The organism is Enterococcus sp. DIV0086, assembly GCF_050498705.1.
Classification (GTDB): Bacteria; Bacillota; Bacilli; order Lactobacillales; family Enterococcaceae; genus Enterococcus; species Enterococcus faecalis.
Genome location: NZ_JBNIDN010000001.1, coordinates 2,495,546 through 2,514,666, shown reverse-complemented (window position 1 = coordinate 2,514,666; position 19,121 = coordinate 2,495,546). Strand labels below are relative to the sequence as shown.

17 protein-coding genes are annotated in these 19,121 nt (G+C 38.1%); 3 read left to right on the top strand and 14 right to left on the bottom strand.

Features of this window, described 5'->3' with window-relative positions:
* Positions 1-50: 50 nt before the first annotated feature.
* The 4 genes from arcC to ptcA all read right to left on the bottom strand — a co-directional run bounded on the left by arcC (position 51) and on the right by ptcA (position 4,544).
* Positions 51-980: a carbamate kinase gene (arcC, locus tag IGI63_RS12195; RefSeq protein WP_429975858.1), complete on the bottom strand. Its 930-nt coding sequence runs from the start codon at positions 978-980 to the stop codon at positions 51-53.
* An 11-nt stretch (positions 981-991) separates the two neighbouring features.
* Positions 992-2,089 carry an agmatine deiminase gene (aguA, locus tag IGI63_RS12190; RefSeq protein WP_002363185.1) on the bottom strand — a complete coding sequence of 366 codons (1,098 nt, stop codon included), beginning with the start codon at positions 2,087-2,089 and terminating at the stop codon, positions 992-994.
* Positions 2,082-3,458, bottom strand: a complete 1,377-nt coding sequence (locus IGI63_RS12185; protein WP_002355588.1) for an APC family permease — start codon at positions 3,456-3,458, stop codon at positions 2,082-2,084. Before IGI63_RS12185 ends, aguA begins: the two co-directional genes overlap by 8 nt.
* 66 nt (positions 3,459-3,524) lie before the next feature.
* Positions 3,525-4,544 carry a putrescine carbamoyltransferase gene (gene ptcA / locus IGI63_RS12180; RefSeq protein WP_002355587.1) on the bottom strand — a complete coding sequence of 340 codons (1,020 nt, stop codon included), beginning with the start codon at positions 4,542-4,544 and terminating at the stop codon, positions 3,525-3,527.
* Between the two features lie 398 nt (positions 4,545-4,942).
* On the opposite strand from ptcA, the gene IGI63_RS12175 reads away from it, so the two are divergent.
* Positions 4,943-5,788 carry a helix-turn-helix domain-containing protein gene (locus IGI63_RS12175; protein ID WP_002392183.1) on the top strand — a complete coding sequence of 282 codons (846 nt, stop codon included), beginning with the start codon at positions 4,943-4,945 and terminating at the stop codon, positions 5,786-5,788.
* 42 nt (positions 5,789-5,830) lie between these two features.
* On the opposite strand, the gene IGI63_RS12170 is transcribed toward IGI63_RS12175, so the two are convergent.
* From IGI63_RS12170 to IGI63_RS12135, 8 genes are all read right to left on the bottom strand, one after another.
* A complete protein-coding gene (locus IGI63_RS12170; RefSeq protein WP_002355583.1) occupies positions 5,831-6,148 on the bottom strand; it encodes a thioredoxin family protein in 318 nt (105 codons plus the stop codon).
* A gap of 139 nt (positions 6,149-6,287) precedes the next feature.
* Positions 6,288-6,416 carry a hypothetical protein gene (locus IGI63_RS12165; RefSeq protein ID WP_002355577.1) on the bottom strand — a complete coding sequence of 43 codons (129 nt, stop codon included), beginning with the start codon at positions 6,414-6,416 and terminating at the stop codon, positions 6,288-6,290.
* Positions 6,417-7,790, bottom strand: coding sequence for a 23S rRNA (uracil(1939)-C(5))-methyltransferase RlmD (gene rlmD, locus IGI63_RS12160; protein WP_429975857.1), 1,374 nt, complete (start codon positions 7,788-7,790; stop codon positions 6,417-6,419). It lies immediately after the preceding gene.
* A gap of 199 nt (positions 7,791-7,989) precedes the next feature.
* Positions 7,990-9,078: a diacylglycerol kinase gene (locus IGI63_RS12155; protein ID WP_002355572.1), complete on the bottom strand. Its 1,089-nt coding sequence runs from the start codon at positions 9,076-9,078 to the stop codon at positions 7,990-7,992.
* 18 nt (positions 9,079-9,096) lie between these two features.
* Complete coding sequence (gene gatB / locus IGI63_RS12150) at positions 9,097-10,527, bottom strand: Asp-tRNA(Asn)/Glu-tRNA(Gln) amidotransferase subunit GatB (RefSeq protein ID WP_002358703.1); 1,431 nt, start codon at positions 10,525-10,527, stop codon at positions 9,097-9,099.
* Positions 10,527-11,996, bottom strand: coding sequence for an Asp-tRNA(Asn)/Glu-tRNA(Gln) amidotransferase subunit GatA (gene gatA, locus IGI63_RS12145; RefSeq protein ID WP_002368026.1), 1,470 nt, complete (start codon positions 11,994-11,996; stop codon positions 10,527-10,529). Before gatA ends, gatB begins: the two co-directional genes overlap by 1 nt.
* Positions 11,996-12,301, bottom strand: a complete 306-nt coding sequence (gene gatC, locus IGI63_RS12140) for an Asp-tRNA(Asn)/Glu-tRNA(Gln) amidotransferase subunit GatC (protein ID WP_002355569.1) — start codon at positions 12,299-12,301, stop codon at positions 11,996-11,998. Before gatC ends, gatA begins: the two co-directional genes overlap by 1 nt.
* Before the next feature lie 317 nt (positions 12,302-12,618).
* On the bottom strand, positions 12,619-12,705 hold the full coding sequence (locus tag IGI63_RS12135) for a hypothetical protein (protein WP_306173767.1): 87 nt from the start codon (positions 12,703-12,705) through the stop codon (positions 12,619-12,621).
* Here IGI63_RS12135 and IGI63_RS12130 point away from each other — a divergent pair.
* A complete protein-coding gene (locus IGI63_RS12130; protein ID WP_002382998.1) occupies positions 12,671-12,886 on the top strand; it encodes a hypothetical protein in 216 nt (71 codons plus the stop codon). The genes IGI63_RS12135 and IGI63_RS12130 overlap by 35 nt on opposite strands.
* On the opposite strand, the gene ligA is transcribed toward IGI63_RS12130, so the two are convergent.
* Both ligA and pcrA read right to left on the bottom strand, forming a co-directional pair.
* A complete protein-coding gene (gene ligA, locus IGI63_RS12125; protein WP_429975856.1) occupies positions 12,883-14,913 on the bottom strand; it encodes an NAD-dependent DNA ligase LigA in 2,031 nt (676 codons plus the stop codon). The genes IGI63_RS12130 and ligA overlap by 4 nt on opposite strands.
* 125 nt (positions 14,914-15,038) lie before the next feature.
* Positions 15,039-17,297, bottom strand: coding sequence for a DNA helicase PcrA (gene pcrA / locus IGI63_RS12120; RefSeq protein WP_010708284.1), 2,259 nt, complete (start codon positions 17,295-17,297; stop codon positions 15,039-15,041).
* 164 nt (positions 17,298-17,461) lie between these two features.
* Here pcrA and IGI63_RS12115 point away from each other — a divergent pair, with 164 nt between their 5' ends.
* Positions 17,462-19,021 carry a ClC family H(+)/Cl(-) exchange transporter gene (locus IGI63_RS12115; protein ID WP_002358694.1) on the top strand — a complete coding sequence of 520 codons (1,560 nt, stop codon included), beginning with the start codon at positions 17,462-17,464 and terminating at the stop codon, positions 19,019-19,021.
* The last annotated feature ends 100 nt before the right edge of the window (positions 19,022-19,121 follow it).

Sequence of the window (19,121 nt, the reverse complement as noted above, 5' to 3'; positions counted from 1 at the left end):
CCGCTAAATGCGTTTGTTTTAGTCTTTTGTGAAAGTTAAATACTGAGAATTTATTGTGTAATTCGTGTACCACTTTCTCCTTTGATTGCTTCCGAAGCTAATTCTAAAAGCCCGATAATCGCCTGGCGGTTTGGTTTACTTTCTGCAAAACTGATGGCCGCTTCCACCTTAGGTAACATACTACCTGGCGCAAATTGATCTTCTTCTATATATTGTTGCATTGCCGTAACCGTAACATCGGTCAAAGCTTGTTGATTTGCTTGACCAAAGTTAACAAAAACATGTTCTACTGCAGTTAATACCACAAAAACATCTGCTTCAATGAGTTCAGCCATTTTAGCTGCCGCAAAGTCTTTATCAATGACTGCATCTACACCATGATAGACTGGACCATCATAGGCAATAGGAACCCCGCCACCACCACAAGCAATTACGATCTGTCCTGCATCAACAAGTGTTCGCAAGCTAACTTTTTCGTAAATATCGACTGGTTTTGGTGAAGGAACTACCCGTCGCCAGCCTCGACCCGCATCTTCTTGATAGACGTTCCCAGTTTCCTCCATCAACTGTTTGGCTGTTTCTTCGTCATAATAACCACCAATTGGTTTTGTTGGTTTTGTAAACGCTGGGTCTTTCGGATCCACCACGACTTGTGTAATTAACGTAACAACTGGTTGTTCCCCTAAATTTCTGGCTACTAGTTCTTCATCAATTGCTTGTTGTAAATGATAGCCAATATAGCCTTGGCTCATTGCTGTGCATTCAGGAAACGGCACGACATCTTCTGGAGATTGACTCGTTTCCTCAAAAGCTAAGCGAATTTTGCCAACTTGTGGCCCGTTGCCATGAGCAATCACCACTTGATGGCCTTGTTCAATTAAATCAACAATGGATTTTGCAGCGGTTTGTGCTTTTGCCAATTGTTCTTTCGAAGAATTTCCTAACGCATTTCCACCTAATGCAATCACTATTTTTGACATCTGTTTCCCTCCTAGCGCTTTGGTTCTTGTTGTGTGATACAGTGAATATTGCCGCCCCCATAAACAACTTCTACCGTATTAACGCCGACAATTTTTTTATCTGGGAACATCGTTTGAACTTGCTCTAAAGCCAAATGATCATTTTCATCACCATACTGTGGCACAATCACGCCATCATTTGTAATTAAAAAGTTCATATAAGATGCGATACAAATATCGCCGTCTTCTCGTGGCATGGTTCCTTCCACGAAATCAATTTTGAAGGAGCCTTTAATGGTTACATTTTTGACAGGACAGCATAATTTGTGGACTTTTAATTGGCGTCCTTTAGCATCAGTCATTTTAAGCAAACGTTGATACGCATCTTGTGCCGCTTCATAAAATGGGCTATTTTGATCTTCGGTGTAAATACAAGCCACTTCACCAGGTGCAATAAAACAAGCTACATCATCCACATGACCATTGGTTTCTTCTGGGTCAATTCCATCACCTAGCCAAAGAACTTTTTCAACATTTAAATAGTCGCATAATTTTTGTTCGATTGCTTCTTTTGAAAGTTGTGGATTTCGACCTTCACTTAATAAGCACATTTCTGTAGTCAAGACTGTTCCTTGTCCATCTACGTGGAATGAACCGCCTTCTAAAACAAAATCATCTGTACGATAAGAATCTACATGCTCAATTTCACAAATTTTTTGTGCAACCAAATCGTCTTGGTCCCAAGGGAAATATAAACCATCTACTAATCCCCCCCAAGCATTGAATGTCCAATCCACACCACGGATTTCTCCATGGTCGTTAATGACAAATGATGGTCCACAATCACGAACCCAGGCATCATTGTTTGACATTTCGTAAACCGTAATTTCTGGCGGCAATTGGCGACGGCAATTTTGAAATTGTTGTTGAGAAACCACCACATTCATCGGTGTAAATTGACTAATTGCTTTGGCCACATTAGTAAAAGCTTCTTGGACAGGTTTACCACCATCACGCCAATTATCCGGTCTTTCTGGCCAAATCATCCAAACTTTCTCTTGTGGTTCAAATTCTCCTGGCATTCTAAAGCCATCTTGTTTAGGGGTACTTCCTACAATTCGTTTAGCCATTTTCTTTCGTTCCCTTCTTAATTTTTTTCACGTAAATAATTACTTCACCAAACAGAATAAAAATGATTGCCCCAATTGTGATTGGTAATTTTTCATTTAATGCTGCGGGACTAAAATCTAAAGGCACTGCTGTGAAAATCAGTGAAATAATAATCATAATCATTGGCAAAACCACTAAAACTTTTAAAAATCCTGGTTTTCCGTTAACTTTAAACGGACGTGGTGTATCGGGATCAATTTTTCTAAGCTTATAAAAAGCTGGGAAAACTGGGATATACGATAACAAGAATAGGACGACATTCAAGGAGAAAAAGGCCCAGAATAAATCTTGATTAGGTAAAATTGGTGCTAATACAATGACCACCGATGCCACAATGCCATTCATCAAAGCAGCCCCAATTGGCATGTCATTTTTCTTACTACGTTTTTCAAAAAATTTAGGCATGTCACCATTTTCAGCAGCATAACAAGCTGTATTATTGACTCCTAATGACCAAGAAATCATGTTTCCGAACAACGTAAGAAGGAATAGGAAAGCCATCAACATAATGAACCAACCTTCTGTCGAGCCTGTCAATAGCTTAAAGCTATCCATCATACCACTGCCGGTACTAATTTGATCGGTGGGAATCGCTACCCCAATTCCAAAGGCTGAAAAAATATAAATGGCCGCAATGACTAACCCCGCTGCTACAATAGCTTGTGGAATTTGCTTCTTAGGATTTTCCATATCATCTGCAAACGTACAGATGACTTCAAACCCTAACAAATTAAAAATGATTACAGAAATAAAAGATAAACTCCTTAAGTCAAACGTTGGCAGCATTGATTTCAAGGTAAATTCATTGGCAACACCTTTCGTCAAGGCTACATACAATCCTAGCCCACCAATTAAGACAGCTAAAACCATCTTGATTACGGCAGCTCCATTTAGAATCCAGATACTGTCGCTGACTGGATAAAAACTAATCCAAACCACAATCCAAGTAAAAATTAATTCAACAATAATCATCATCGGTGTTGAAAACTTAATACCTGTAATTGTCGTTAATAGTTCTGGCGTCATAACGGCTAATGAAGCTAGCCACAATGGATAATTAATCCAATAATACCAAGAAACTCTGGCACCCCAACGATGACCATATGCTTTGGTCACCCAATCATAGATGCCCCCTTCACCAATATAAGTTGTTCCTAATTCTGATGAAATTAACCCATATGGCAATAGGAATGCAATTAATAAGAAAATCCACCAAAAAAACTGAGAATTACCAATTGCAGCAACAGGCGCCGCTGCTTCAGCAACGAAAACCACACAGATGACTGATAAAATGGCACTCGTTAAACTAAATTTCTTTTTCCCCTCCATGAAGACTCTTCCTCTCTTTATAAACTGTCCACTGATTCATTTTTTCAATCAGTGGACAGTTGGCCGTTAAATGCTTTGAGTGTCTAAGAAAACTTCTAGTTCTTTTTTCGCTTCTGCTTGCTTGATTAAATCATAAGGATTTTTTGCTTCATAATCATTCATAAGATATACTAATAAGCCACGAATAGATGTTAAACGGTTTTCTGCTTCATCGAAACAAATAGAATTTTTACCGTCAATCACTTCATCAGTTACTTCTTCCCCACGTGTTGCTGGTAAACAGTGCATGAATTTACAATTGGCACCTGCCCGATCCATCATTTCTTGATTCACTTGATATTTTGGATAGAAAACCTTCATACGTTCTTCTTCAGATAATTCCGCTTCGTACAAGCCATACCAAACATCCGTGTACAAGAAATCAGCGCCTTCAACAGAACTTGCATCATCTGTGACCAAAAAGCTACCGCCTGAAACTTCACAATTTTTTGCTAATTTCGCTTGATGCTCTTCATTTAATTGGAAGCCTTCTGGACCGAAGTGAACAAAATTCATGCCCATTTTTGTTGTGATTAATCCTAAAGAAAAACAAACTTGTGTCGCATCTCCGACAAAGACAACTTTACAATCTTCTAATTTTTTGCCTTCTGGTAAATGCTCAACCATGGTACACAAATCACCTAATTCTTGGGTTGGATGATTGTAATCAGACATACCGTTAATGACTGGGATGGTAGCACAATTAGCTAAATCAACAATACTATGGTGACGTTCCACACGAGCCATCAAAATATCTACTAAACGTGACAATACACGGCTGGTATCTTCAATCGTTTCATGTCCCCCTAATTGAATTTGACCAGGTGCTAAATATTCGCCATGTCCACCTAATTGTTCCATTGCAGTTTCAAAAGATACTCGTGTTCGAGTTGAAGATTGTTGGAAAATCATTCCTAAAGATTTGTTTTTTAACAGTTGCGGATAATACCCATTTTTAATCGCTTCTTTAATTTTTAATGATAAATCGACTAAGTAGTGCATTTCCTCTTTCGTATATGTTTCTGTTGTAACGTAATCTCTTTTCATGATGTGTTCCTCCTAAAAGTTGTTTTTGTTTGCACATTGACTTTACCAAGTTTAGCGAAGAGTTTACTATCCGCCAAAAGTTAGAAAACGCTTTCTTTTTCGGCGTGATTTTTCAGTAAAAAAAGTTTATTTATGGTTATAAACCGTTGGTACACCAGGGGTTTATAAAAGTTTAGGCGGATTTCTCTCTAATTTCTGACCAATCATAGATTTGAAAATGGTATAATTATTTTGAAAAATCATTCACTTAAAATAAAAGATGAAAGGGGTTTCCAATCGTGACATTTGTTTTTATTTATAACATCTTGTTGATTATTTTATATTCGTTTACTTCAACCTTTACCTTAAATCTTTACTTGAAAAATAAACAACCGATTTTTTTATTGCTTCTCTTTTTAATGGTTATTTTTATTTGTGACAATGTGATTGTTTATATGACTGAGTTCATTAATTCGTTTGCAACCGAATATAATCAGACTTTTATGACCGCACCTTTTTTAAAGACCATCATTTTTATTTGTTGTAATTTTGCCTATCTGGCTATTATCAATACTATTAGTGGTCGTCCTTTTAAAAATTATCAATTTGTCTGGTTATTTTTAATTGGTTTATGGATGCTAGCTATTCCATTTTCACAAAATTCCGCCTTAAAAGTTTGGTTGTACTATTTACCCAATCAGCTATTTTTAATTTACCTTGGATGCTATGCGCTCTATCAATTACGAATAGATCCTTTATCAGCCCTTGCGAAAAAATATCTTCGTTTTATTGGTTGGCTAAGCATTGGTTTCGGTGTGGCGATTCTTTTGGAAGATACCTTCGTTATTTTTAACATTGACCAATATTCTGATATTGTCTTTAAAATTAACAACCGAAACGTTTCTGAAGATATTTATACAATCATTCTCTCCATCGCCATTATCTACTTCTGTAATCGTGATTTTCCTCTGTCGGTTCTTGAAAAAGACGCTGCTAAATTGGAAGAAAATCAATCAGATGAACCCGTACTTTTGGCGCCTTTTTGTGATGCCTATCAATTAACGCAGCGAGAACGAGAAGTGCTTTCGTTACTTTTAGAGTGCAAAACAAATCAAGATATAGCCAACGAATTATTCCTATCAATCGGGACAGTAAAAACACATATCCACAATATTTTCGTTAAATTAGAAGTAAATAAAAGAGCAGAAGTTTTTGTCAGTTATCAACTTTTTTCTCAACAACAAACTGAACATTTAGCGAGATAATTAAAAAGGAAGCCTCTCCGTGATCGGTGGCTTCCTTTTTGATTAACTATTTTCTTGTACTTGTCGAACTCTCTTTTCAATTTCTTGAAAGTTAATAATTTTAGCTTGGCGATGAATTTCTTTTCCTTCATAGTATAAGATAATGGTCGGTGCAGAAAAAGCATTTAATTGTCCAATTATTTCTGGACTTTTATCAGCTTCTGCAATGTATGTAGGAAATTCATATTTTGTTGCAATTTTTTCGACAATCGGTTTATCAACTGTACAAACACTACAATTTTTTGCTGTCAAAAAGACGGCTTGTAGACGATTGTCTGTAATTTTTTCTTCTAATTCTTCTAATGTTGTTACATATTCCACTGAATAGCCCTCCTTGTCTTTTGTCTAAAATAACAGATTTACTAGCAAAATAACAACTTATTTGTTTGGCTAGGAATGCTTTAACAAAAAAGTTGTCGCCCATTTCATTAATGGGCGACAACTTTTTACTGATAACCGCTTATTTATTAAAAATTTTAGGCCCTTTGCGCATGTTTTTACGATCATTTTTGGGAGTTTCCATTTTTTTAGAACGGCCACCACCTTGTTTCTTTTTAATTAATTCTAACATTTTTTCTTTTTCATTCATTTAATCCACCGCCTTTGTTAATAACGTGACAGATTCAATGTGGGTCGTTTGTGGGAAATTATCCACTGGTTGAATTTCTTTTGCTTCATAGCCACCTTCTGTTAATAATGCAATGTCGCGAGCGAGTGTGGCTGGATTACAGCTGACATAAACAATTCGTTCAGGTTGCGTTTCAATTAATGTGTTTACTAATTGACCATCTAACCCTTTCCGTGGTGGATCCACCACCACAACATCTGGTTGCAAGCCATTTTCAACTAATTTTGGCAATAATTCTTCCGCTAAACCAGCCGTGAAAGTGGCATTCTCAATGTTGTTTAATTTAGCATTATTTTCTGCATCTTTGACCGCTTCTTCAATTACTTCAATACCGTAAACTTGCTTTGCATCTTGGGCTAAAGTTAAGCCAATCGTCCCAATCCCGCAATAGGCATCCACCACAATTTCATTGCCTGTTAAAGCCGCATACTCTTTAACTTTTTGATACATCACTTCTGTTTGTTGTGGATTTACTTGATAAAATGAACGCGCGGAAATTTCAAATTTCAAATCAAAAATAGTATCTGTAATTTTTTCAGACCCATGTAATAAGATGATTTCGTCGCCAAAAATGACATTGGTTCGTTTTGAATTTACATTTTGTACAATGCTGACTACTTCCGGAATAGCTTCCAAAATATCTGGCACAATTTTACTAATTGGGAATAATTTCGGTGTTCTCGTAATTAGAACAACCATCATCTCCCCAGTATGGTAGCCACGACGAACGACAATATGGCGTAAGTTCCCTGTATTATCAGATTCGTTATAAGGTTTTACGCTATATTTACGCATAATGTCACGGATTTTAACAATTGCTGCATCAATTTCTGGGTCTTGAATATAGAAATGTTCCATCGGAATTAAATCATGGCTATTTTTCCGGAAAAAACCTGTTTGTAGTTGGTTGTCAATTTTACGCACGGGAATTTGTGCTTTGTTCCGGTAATGCCACGGATCGTTCATCCCAATTGTTGGTAAAACAGGGACTTCTGGCAATTTAGCGACACGTTGCATAACATTTTCTACTTGTTGCGTTTTAAATGATAGTTGGGCGCCGTACGCTAAATGTTGCAACGGACTGATCCCGACTTTTGTAAAGTTTTCATCTTTCACGGGAACACGCTGTTCACTGCTTTTTAGGACAGTCAATACTTTCCCATAACCAAAACTTTTGCCTGTTTTTAAGACTTTGATTTCAAGTTTTTCACCTGGTAAGGCATTTTCAATAAACAATGGATAATGGTCCACTTTTGCCACGCCTAAACCATCATGCGTCAAGTCAATGATTTCTACTTCAATGACGTCATTTTTCTTTACTGGATAATTTTTCATAAGTCGCTCCTTCTTTTTATACACTTCACTCATTCTAATGAAAATACCTAAGAAAAGCAACAACGAATTTTCATGGCGATTTAGCAATTCCGTTTGAGCTTTTTAGGTAAATAAAAGAATGAGACCCTTTCCCTTAGTCAAAAAATAGCCAATGAAAGATCTTATCAACTAAATCTTTCATTAGCTATTCACGGACTACCTAGTGCTTTTCTTTTTCGGCAATCTTTCCATCGCCATCAATATCTTCGTCTGTTAGTCGTTCAACTTCTTTGACAAATTCTTTGCTAGCTTCGTTATATGCTTCTTCCTCTTCGTCTTCTGATTCTACGACAATCTCATCGCTACCAGTTAAGACAGAACCCATAATTGCATTGGACGGCAGTGCATCACCATTTGCAAAAATTTCAATGTGTTGATGCATATTTTTAAAGGTCATTGGAGCATCGCCTCCATATTCACCATCTAAATTAATCATCATTTTATTGTTCTTTTCTAACGTTTCTGCATGTAAATAGCTGGTCTTTGTATAGATTAGTCGATGATCTTCAACATGCTTTCCACCATTTAACATTAACGCAACTAAATGAAGAATCTCAAAAATATTGGCTGTTTTTACAATGATTAATGAAAACTTACCATCATCTAATTTAGCGTCTGGTACGATTTGCTCGAAACCACCCACCGAGTTAGTCAGCCCTAGGAAAAACATTGATGCGTTGCCTTCGTACACACCTTCATCATACGTCATGCGCATTTTAATCGGCTTCACTCGCGGCAACATTTCGGCTCCTTTGGCTAAGTACGCTAAGTAACCAAAAATACTTTTCAACTCTGATGGAACTTCATACGTCAGTTCCGTTAAATGACCACCCGCCGCAATATTGATAAAGTAATTTTTGCCGGCTTGGCCAATATCCATTTTGACAGTTTGATTTTTTTTAATCACTTCTGCTGCCTTAACGATATTATCACGAGGAATCTTCAATGCCCGTGCATAGTCATTCGTCGTTCCAGCGGGAATAATGGCCATTTTAGGGCGCCGCTTCAACGGAGCAATCCCATTCACGACTTCATTAATGGTCCCATCTCCACCTGCAGCTACTAGTAAATCAAATCCTGCACGCGCAGCACGATGTGCTTCATTGCGTGCTGAATTTTCTTCTGGTGTGGTCGCAAATGCACTGGCTTCATAACCACATTCTTCTAAAATAGATAAAATATCGGCTAAGTTCTTTTTGATTAACTCTTTTCCTGACGTTGGATTATAAATCACTCTAGCTTTTTTCATGGTTTGCCTGCTACTTTCTTATCGTTTTGAAAGCTCTTCTTGCAATAACTTGTTAACCACACCTGGGTTTGCTTGTCCACGAGTTGCTTTCATAATTTGTCCAACAAGGAAACCAACTGCACGGTCTTTTCCGTTTTTAAAGTCATCAATTGATTGTTGGTTGTTGTCTAAAACTTCGTTAATCATTGGTAATAATTGCGCTGGATCAGATAATTGAACAAGGCCTTTTGCTTCGACAACTTCTTTAGCGTCTCCACCGTTTTCAATTAACTCTTTGAACACTTTCTTCGCAATTTTCGAGCTGATTGTGCCATCGTTAATCAAAGTAATCATACCCGCTAGATTTTCTGGTGTTAGTTTAGTATCGGCTAATTCAACTTTTTCACTGTTTAAGTAAGCAGAAACTTCGCCCATTAACCAGTTTGATGCTTGTTTCGCATCTGCACCGTTTGCTAAAGTTGCTTCAAAGAAATCTGACATTTCTTTCGTTAAAGTCAAGACCATTGCGTCGTATTCAGGTAACCCTAATTCACTGATATAACGGGCACGACGTGAGGCTGGCATTTCTGGCAAACTAGCGCGAACTTTTTCAATCCATTCATCATCAATTGAAAAACGAGGAACATCTGGCTCTGGGAAGTAACGGTAGTCACTTGAGCCTTCTTTAACACGCATAAGCAACGTTGTACTAGTTGCTTCATCAAAGCGGCGTGTTTCTTGTTGAATTTCGCCACCAGATAATAGGACTTTGGCCTGGCGTTTTTCTTCATAAGCTAAACCTTTTTTTACAAAGTTCATAGAGTTCAAGTTCTTTAATTCCGCTTTAGTACCAAATTCTTCTTGACCATACGGACGTAAAGAAATATTGGCATCACAACGCATAGAACCTTCTTCCATTTTCACATCAGAAACTTCTGTAAATTGGATAATTGAACGCAACGCTTCTAAATAAGCATACGCTTCTTCTGGTGAACGCATGTCTGCTTCAGAAACGATTTCAATTAAAGGCGTGCCTTGACGATTCAAGTCTACATAAGAATAGCCATCTGTGCCGTGAATATTTTTCCCAGCATCTTCTTCTAAATGCACCCGTTCAATGCGAATTTTTTTCTTTTTGCCTTCGACTTCAATTTCAATCCAACCATCATGTCCGATTGGTTGATCAAATTGAGAAATTTGGTATGCTTTCGGGTTATCTGGGTAAAAATAGTTTTTACGGTCAAAATGTGTTTCTTTTGAAATTTCACAGTTCAACGCAAGTGCTGCTTTCATGCCAAATTCTAAGGCACCTTTATTCATGACAGGCAAAACACCTGGGTAACTCCAGTCAACCACATTTGTGTTGCTGTTTGGTTCTGCTCCGAAATGCGCTGGCGCAGAGGAGAAAATTTTAGAGTTGGTTTTCAATTCTACGTGGACTTCTAATCCAATGACAGTTTCAAAGTTCATTAATCGTTCCCCCCTAAAATGACTGGTTTTTTCGTATGGAAATCTGTCGCTTGTTCAAAAGCATAGGCTGCTTTATACATTGTATGCTCGTCAAAATGTTTCCCAATAATTTGTAAACCAACTGGCAAGCCTTCTGAGAAGCCTGCTGGAATTGACATGCCTGGTAGTCCTGCTAAGTTGACAGGAATGGTTAAAATATCATTCATATACATTGTGATTGGATCATTGATGTTTTCCCCTAGACCAAAGGCAACTGTTGGTGTGGATGGGCCAATGATTAAGTCATAATCCGCAAAGACATTCTCAAAATCTTGTTTGATTAGTGTACGGACTTGACCAGCCTTTTTAAAGTGCGCATCATAATAACCAGCACTTAAAGAGAAGGTTCCTAACATAATCCGACGTTTAACTTCTGTTCCGAAACCTTCAGAACGTGAATTAACATAGACATCTTCTAGATTTTGGACATTTTCGGAACGGTAACCATAACGAATACCATCAAAGCGTTGTAAGTTTGAACTTGCTTCTGAAGAGGCAATAATATAATAAACCGCTACGCCGTATTTAGAATGTGGCAAACTAACTTCTTCCACCGTTGCTCCTAAAGATTTAAATGTTTCTGCTGCTTTTAATACCGCTTCACGAACATCAGGTTGTACCCCTTCACCTAAGTATTCTTTTGGTAAAGCAATTTTCATGCCTTTGATGTCGCCAGTTAAATCTGCCGTAAAATCAGGAACAGAAACGCCTGCAGAAGTGCCGTCTTTTTCGTCATAACCACTAATTGCGTTTAAAGCTAAGGCATTGTCTTTAACATTTCGTGTCAATGGACCAATTTGGTCTAAACTTGAAGCAAAAGCAATCAAACCAAAACGAGACACACGTCCATAAGTTGGTTTTAGGCCCACAATACCGTTGAATGCGGCTGGTTGGCGGATACTACCACCTGTATCACTCCCTAAAGAAACTGGGACTTGTCCGGCTGCGACAGCAGAAGCTGAACCACCAGAAGAACCGCCAGGAACTTTGGTTTGATCCCAAGCATTTTTTGTTTTCTTGAAGTAAGACGTTTCCGTACTTCCGCCCATGGCAAATTCATCCATGTTCAATTTTCCGACTGGAATCATATCTGCTTGATAGACTTTATCCATCACGGTCGCATCATAAATTGGGTCAAAATTGTGTAACATTTTTGAGCCAGCTGTTGTTAAAATATCTTTTGTGACAATGTTGTCTTTAATCCCAATAGGAATCCCAGCTAATGGATTACTTTCAGTGATGCCTTTTAAGTCAATCGCTTTGGCTAATGCCATTGCTTTTTCTTCACTAACTGTGATAAAAGAACCTAGTTGTTCTTCTGTATCTTGAATACGATTTAATGTTTCTTCGGTTAAATCAACTGCAGTGATTTCTTTTGAGACCAATAAATCATGTAACTCTGTTAACGATTTGTCGTATAATTTTTCCATTAGGCTCCTGCCTCCCCGTTATCCATAATTGCAGGCACTTTAATGTAACCATTCTCTGATTCCGGAACATTCCGCATTAATTCTTTACGGTCCATTCCTGGTGTCGCTACGTCTTCACGCATGACATTGATTGATTCATTCACATTTGAAGTAAAAGGAACCCCTGTTGTATCTACTTCTTCTAGTAATTCCACCATATCAATAATTTTATCTAGTTGATTGGTAAAGTCCGCTAATTCTTCTTCGGAGAAAGATAATTTTGATAATTTAGCGACATGTTTGACTTGTTCTTCTGTAATTGCCATAGATACCCTTCTTTCTATCATTTACTGAAATTTTCATTTTCAGATTAATCAATTGGATTGTATTTCTTTAAACAGCTTAGCACAGCTGCTCACTCTGTTCCCATTCTACCATAAAATGGTCGGATATTTTAGATGAAACCTTGAATTTCATTGATAATTTGTCGCTCGCAAAAATGACGGAAATATGTTATTATGAAAATGAAAAGAGAGATATGCAGGAACATACCTCTCTAATAGCCACTACCAGTTATAAGAACTGGTGGCTTACTGAGTTATTGGTTTTATTTCAAACGCTTAACCGTTCAGCTCCTCAAAGCTTATGAACGGTTATTTTTGTTGTCTAAGACAAGCGCTAAGATACCGAAGATAATGGTCACAACAAGTGTTGCAAAACCAATCATCAGTCCTAGCGCTGCTTCAACGGACAAAAACATTGCTCCTTTCGTTAAAGTAAGAAGAATTGCGCATAAGCATCAACCTCCTTTCTCAACTCAGAAAGTCCTCGTTCATATAACTTTTATGACTAAAATAAGTATACCATCAAATTACTACATAAAATCTGACAACGTTAATTTTTCTTCTTAAAAATGACTTGCATCTAACGCATCGACCATTTCTTGTTCATTCCAAACGGTCACGCTTAAGCTTTCAGCTTTGGTTAATTTACTGCCAGCATCTTCGCCAGCAACCACAATGTCAGTTTTTTTCGAAACACTCCCTGTAACTTTTCCACCAAGATTTTCAATTTTTTCTTTGGCTTCTTCGCGAGTGTACTGCGTTAATTTCCCTGTTAAAACAACTGTTTTGTCTTTGAAAGGTGACTCCACTTCTGCTAATTGTTCTGTCCGGAGACCTTTATATGTCAAGTTCACTTGGGCTTTTTCCAGTTCAGCCATTAATTCATGAACTTCCTCATTTTCAAAATACGTCACAACGCTGTCTGCGATTGTTTCGCCAATTGAATCCAAAGCCACAATTTCTTCCGCGGTTGCACGACTTAAGGTTGGTAAATCACCAAAATGCTCCGCTAAAATTTTCGCCGCTTTCGCACCCACATGGCGAATCCCTAAGCCAAAAATCAAACGTTCGACAGAGTTTTCTTTACTCCCTTGAATGGCAGTATAAATGTTGTTTGCTGATTTTTCTTTGATTTTATCCAAAGTCATTAATTGTTCTTCTGTTAAGAAATACAGATCCGCTACGTCTTTCACTAATCCTTTGTCATACATTTGTGCTAACACTCGTGGCCCCAAGCCATCAATGTTCATTGCGTTTCGTGAGACAAAGTGATTCAGCCCTTCTTTAATTTGCGCAGGGCATTTTGGATTAATACAACGTAACGCCACTTCCTCATCTAAATGCACCAACTCACTATGACAAATTGGACAATGTGTCGGTATTTCATAAGGTTGACTATCGGCTGCACGTTTTTCAACTAGGACTTGCGCTACTTCTGGGATAATATCGCCGGCTTTGTAAATAATAACATGATCATTTAAACGGATATCTTTCATTTGAATAAAATCTGCATTATGCAAACTTGCCCGACTAACCGTGGTTCCCGCCACTCGTACAGGAGCCATGACCGCAGTAGGAGTGACCACTCCCGTGCGCCCAATTGTCCATTCAATATCTTCCACTACTGTCTCTGCTTCTTCTGGTGGAAATTTGTAGGCAATCGCCCAGCGAGGTGCTTTGACAGTGAAACCTAATTCATCTTGCAACGCAAATTCGTTCACTTTAATCACAATTCCATCGATTTCGTATGGCAAAGTGCTCCGCTTTTCATGGTATTCTTCAATGTAGGCCCAAACTTCATCGATTGACTGACATAATTGCCGTTCGGGATTGGTTCTAAAACCAATTGCAGAAAGCTCTTCTAATGCCTCAAACTGCGTCTTCGCTTTCATTGGTCCAAAGTCAGCAACTGTGTATAAAAACGTATTTAAGTTCCGTTTCGCCACAATTTTTGTATCTAATTGGCGCAAGCTTCCCGCCGCTGCATTCCGAGGATTGGCAAAAATATCTTGGCCATTTTCTTCACGTTCTTCATTTAATGTGACAAAGGATTGTTTAGGCATGTAGCACTCGCCACGAACTTCCACTGAAATGGGCTCCGTTAAACGCATCGGTACAGAGCGAACCGTTCGTAAGTTCTCTGTAATATTTTCACCAACCGTTCCATCGCCTCGTGTTGCTCCGCGTACAAACACCCCGTTTTCATAACGTAATGAAATTGCTAACCCATCAATTTTCAACTCGCAACAGTAAGCAACGGGTTTACCAATCGCCTTACGAACACGTTCATCAAAAGCAAAAATGTCTTCCTTGCTAAACCCATCATTTAAACTATACATTGGAATGTCATGCGGAGCTTTTTCAAAACCAGATAAAACTTTGCCACCTACACGTTGTGTCGGCGAATCTGGCGTGATTAAATCAGGAAACTCCGTTTCAATATCGACTAACTCTTTATACAAACGATCGTAAACATAATCTTCTACGGATGGTTGATCTTTGACATAATATTCATGGGAATATTGATTGAGTTGTTTTCTTAATTCTTGCGCACGAGTTGTCGCCGCCGTTAATGTTAATGGTTGTTGTTCCATCGTAGAACTCCTCCTCATAAGTGTAATGCTCTCATCGTCTTTTTAACACATTTACACTAAGATAGAAAATAAAAAGAATTTATCTAATGGTGATTTCTCATTAAATCGCTGACCTATTTTGCATGTTAAATTTTTTCAATTGGTGCAAATGCCGCTAACAACCGTTTTATGCCTTTTTCTGGGAAAGCAATGTCCAACTCTAAGTCTTTGGCCGAACCGCCTACACGAACGACTGTACCAACGCCCCATGCTTTATGTTGGACCTTATCACCTGCTTGCCAAGAAACTTTTTCGCCACCACTTGCCACTTTGTTGCTAACTGATTTTGTAGCTGGCTGTGTATAAGCTGGTTTACTTGCGCTGGGCTTGAATACTTTAGGATCAAAGGTGCGCGCTGGAGCTTTCTGTAAATTGGCCGCCGCCCCTTGTTTCATTAAACGCTCCGCCTCAATTTCTTCTAAAAAGCGACTTGGTCGATTATATTGCGTGCGACCATATAATGTTCTCGAATAAGCATTCGTTAAGAACAAGGCTTCTTCCGCTCGTGTGATACCAACATAAGCCAAGCGCCGTTCTTCTTCCAGTTCACTTTCTTCTAGCATGGCACGTGATAATGGGAAAACCCCTTCTTCTAAGCCCATTAAAAAGACCACTGGAAATTCCAGCCCTTTGGCCGCATGCAACGTCATTAAGGTTACTTGTGAAGAGCTCTCTTCTAAATTATCTAGATCAGAAACCAAGGCTAAATCTGTTAAAAAATCCGCCAATTTTGTTTCTTCGCCATTTGGATCGTCGTTGTTTTGCGCTTCAAAACGTTTATCAAATTCTTGTGTCACAGATAAAAATTCGTCCAAGTTTTCTAAGCGAGCTTGAGACTCTAAATTATTTTGCGCCATCAAAGCTTCCCGATAACCACTACGTTGTAAAGTTTCTTTCACCAATTCTGTAATCGTTAAATAGGGCACTGTTTTCATTAAGTCTTGAATCATCATGCCAAAATTACCAAGCTCTTTACCCGCTTTTCCTGAAATATTTGCCAAATCAACATTTTGGGCAGCTTCCAGCAAAGCCCAACCATGCGTATCCGCAAATAGTCGTAATTTTTCAATTGAACTTTTACCGATTCCTCGTTTTGGTTCATTGACAATTCGTTCAAAACTAATCGAATCATCTGGATTGGCAATCAAACTTAAATAAGCCAAAATATCTTTAATTTCTTTACGGTCGTAGAATTTATGTCCGCCCACCATGGTATACGGAATATTAGATTTCAAGAGCATTTCTTCCACTACACGGGATTGGGCATTGGTCCGATATAATACCGCAAAATCACCATAAATTCGGTCATTTTCCCGCATTTCTTTTTGGATTTGGCTCACAATAAATTGTGTTTCATCCCGTTCTGTGTCCCCGCGATAATAGACAATTTTTTCACCGTCTATATTTTCTGTCCACAGTTCTTTCTCGCGGCGGTTACGGTTATTTTTGATGACATCATTCGCAGCCGCCAAAATGTTTTTGGTGGATCGATAATTTTGTTCTAGCAAAATTACACTGGCATCTGGATAATCTTTTTCAAAATCCAAGATATTTTGCATATCCGCCCCGCGCCAACCATAGATACTTTGGTCGGCATCACCTACGACACACAGATTTTTGAAACGTGCAGCCAATAAATTGACTAAGGTATATTGTGCATGATTGGTATCTTGGTATTCATCCACATGAATATAGTGAAATTTATTTTGGTAGAAAGCCAACGTATCTGGTTGTTCATTAAATAAACGAATCGTATTCATAATCAAATCATCAAAATCCATACATTGGTTTTTACGTAATTCTTTTTGATAGGCTTCATAGCATTTTGCGACAATTTCTTCATATAAGGAACCTTGCATTTCAGCAACTTTTTCAGGCGTTTGTAATTCATTTTTGGCATTGCTAATCGTACCTAAAATTGAGCGAGGATCATATTTTTTTGAATCAATATTTAAGTCGTTTAAGATGCGTTTCATTAATGTTTTTTGTTCCGATGGGTCAATAATTGTAAAATTACGGTTGTAACCAATCTGATCCACATCACGACGTAAAATTCTTACACACATGGAGTGAAAAGTGGAGACCCATACATCTTCACCACCCGTTTCCAGTAATTTATTTACACGCTCTTTCATTTCTTTAGCAGCTTTATTGGTAAACGTAATCGCCAAAATATTCCATGGATTTACTTCTTTTTCCTCAATTAGATAGGCAATTCGGTGTGTTAAAACCCGCGTTTTTCCACTACCAGCACCAGCCATGACTAACAGTGGTCCTTCTGTATGCAAAACGGCTTCTTCTTGTCGAGGATTCATTCCCTGAACCAAGGCATGTTTTTGTGTCATATTAAACGTCCTCTCTCTTTTTTCAATCTTATACAGTATACCAAAAATCCCTTTGAAGTTCTTTAGAAAAGAACAAAAAATCTTTTTCTTTTTATATGAAATTTTCTTGTAAATCAAGTCAAACCGCAGTACATTAGTAAGTAGTGATGGAGGCTAAAAATGAAATGAATAATGATGTACATGAAATTAAACAATTAGATGGTACCCGAATCGGCTTTATCCTTAAAGGCATCGTCGTCGGAATCCTGGTCGGCTTTGTTGTCAGCTTATTTCGCTTAGGCATTGAAAAAATTGGCGAACAAGTCGTTCATCTGTATCAAACGTTTCACGAAAAACCCTTTTGGATGATTCCTTGGTTCTTATTTTCTCTCGTACTTGCTTATTTATTAGGACGACTGATTAAGAGCGAACCAGCAATTAAAGGCAGTGGCATCCCCCAAGTGGAAGGACAACTTCAAGGTCAATTAGAAATTCACTGGTTTCCAGTGCTTTGGAAAAAATTTATCGGTGGGATCTTAGCGATTAGTCCTGGGCTATTTTTGGGACGTGAAGGTCCTTCAATTCAACTAGGTGCAGTGGTTGGACAAGGCTATAGTCAATGGCGGCAAAGCACCAAGTCTGAAGAAAAAATTTTAATCAGTAGTGGTGCCAGTGCTGGTTTAGCCGCCGCTTTTAATGCACCAATCGCAGGACTTTTATTTGTTCTAGAAGAGGTTCACCATTCCTTTTCACCTTTAGTTTGGTTAACCTCTTTTTCTGCGGCCATTTCCGCTAACTTTGTTTCTTTGCATTTCTTCGGATTGCAGCCAGTTCTTTATATTGGTCCGGTTAAATCTTTGCCTTTAGAGTACTATTGGACATTAGTACTGCTGGGCGTTTTGCTAGGATTATTAGGTTGGATATATCAAAAAACATTGTTGTCCTTACCAAAAGTATATGGAAAAATCAAAGGCCTTTCTTCTAATTATTATGGCTTTGTTCCTTTTATTTTGATTTTACCGATTGGTTATTTCTTTCCACATTTACTTGGCGGTGGGAATCAAATTGTTTTAGCTTTAGGCAATCAACCGGCCACGATTTGGGCTTTAGTCGGCTTACTGGTTTTACGTTTTGTTTTTTCAATGGTTTCTTACGGTTCGAATCTCCCTGGTGGTATTTTCTTGCCTATTCTAACTTTAGGTGCCATTATCGGAACATTGTATGGCAGTCTACTTGTCCAATACGTAGGGATGGATCCAATTTTTGTGAAAAACTTTTTAATTTTTGCCATGGCTGGTTATTTTACTGCGATTGGTAAAGCACCGTTAACAGCGATTATTTTAGTAACAGAAATGGTCGGCAATTTTTCTCATTTAATGTCTTTAGGGGTTGTCGCTTTAGTTAGTTATATTACCATCGATAGTCTTGGCGGCAAGCCAATTTATGAAAGCTTATTAGAACGTTTGGTTCCTTCTAAAGTAAGTAATATTCGTGGCCACAAAACGATTATCGAATTACCTATCACTGCAGAAAGTTCCTTAGATGATACGATGGTACGTGATTTTGTCTGGCCTAAACAAATGTTGCTCACTTCCATTCGGCGTGGCGAATCGGAAATTTTAACACATGGTGATACTGTTATGCATGTTGGCGATGTGCTCATTATTTTGACCGATGAAAAACTCGCTTACCAAGTCAAAAAAGAGATTTATCAAAAAACTTTACCGAATGATTTAGTGAATTAAAGAAAGCTGCTGAACCTGAGTTCAGCAGCTTTCTTTTTCTCTTATGACTGTTTTTTAATTTTTTTGAATGTTTTTGACCGTTTTAGATTGATTAGCGTTT

Bases quoted from the DNA above. Each gene is read 5' to 3' on its own strand.
- arcC (WP_429975858.1), bottom strand. From the start codon at position 980: ATGTCAAAAATAGTGATTGCATTAGGTGGAAATGCGTTAGGAAATTCT.
- aguA (WP_002363185.1), bottom strand. From the start codon at position 2,089: ATGGCTAAACGAATTGTAGGAAGTACCCCTAAACAAGATGGCTTTAGA.
- IGI63_RS12185 (WP_002355588.1), bottom strand. From the start codon at position 3,458: ATGGAGGGGAAAAAGAAATTTAGTTTAACGAGTGCCATTTTATCAGTC.
- ptcA (WP_002355587.1), bottom strand. From the start codon at position 4,544: ATGAAAAGAGATTACGTTACAACAGAAACATATACGAAAGAGGAAATG.
- IGI63_RS12175 (WP_002392183.1), top strand. From the start codon at position 4,943: ATGGTTATTTTTATTTGTGACAATGTGATTGTTTATATGACTGAGTTC.
- IGI63_RS12165 (WP_002355577.1), bottom strand. From the start codon at position 6,416: ATGAATGAAAAAGAAAAAATGTTAGAATTAATTAAAAAGAAACAAGGT.
- rlmD (WP_429975857.1), bottom strand. From the start codon at position 7,790: ATGAAAAATTATCCAGTAAAGAAAAATGACGTCATTGAAGTAGAAATC.
- IGI63_RS12155 (WP_002355572.1), bottom strand. From the start codon at position 9,078: ATGAAAAAAGCTAGAGTGATTTATAATCCAACGTCAGGAAAAGAGTTA.
- gatB (WP_002358703.1), bottom strand. From the start codon at position 10,527: ATGAACTTTGAAACTGTCATTGGATTAGAAGTCCACGTAGAATTGAAA.
- gatA (WP_002368026.1), bottom strand. From the start codon at position 11,996: ATGGAAAAATTATACGACAAATCGTTAACAGAGTTACATGATTTATTG.
- gatC (WP_002355569.1), bottom strand. From the start codon at position 12,301: ATGGCAATTACAGAAGAACAAGTCAAACATGTCGCTAAATTATCAAAA.
- IGI63_RS12130 (WP_002382998.1), top strand. From the start codon at position 12,671: ATGGTCACAACAAGTGTTGCAAAACCAATCATCAGTCCTAGCGCTGCT.
- ligA (WP_429975856.1), bottom strand. From the start codon at position 14,913: ATGGAACAACAACCATTAACATTAACGGCGGCGACAACTCGTGCGCAA.
- pcrA (WP_010708284.1), bottom strand. From the start codon at position 17,297: ATGACACAAAAACATGCCTTGGTTCAGGGAATGAATCCTCGACAAGAA.
- IGI63_RS12115 (WP_002358694.1), top strand. From the start codon at position 17,462: ATGAATAATGATGTACATGAAATTAAACAATTAGATGGTACCCGAATC.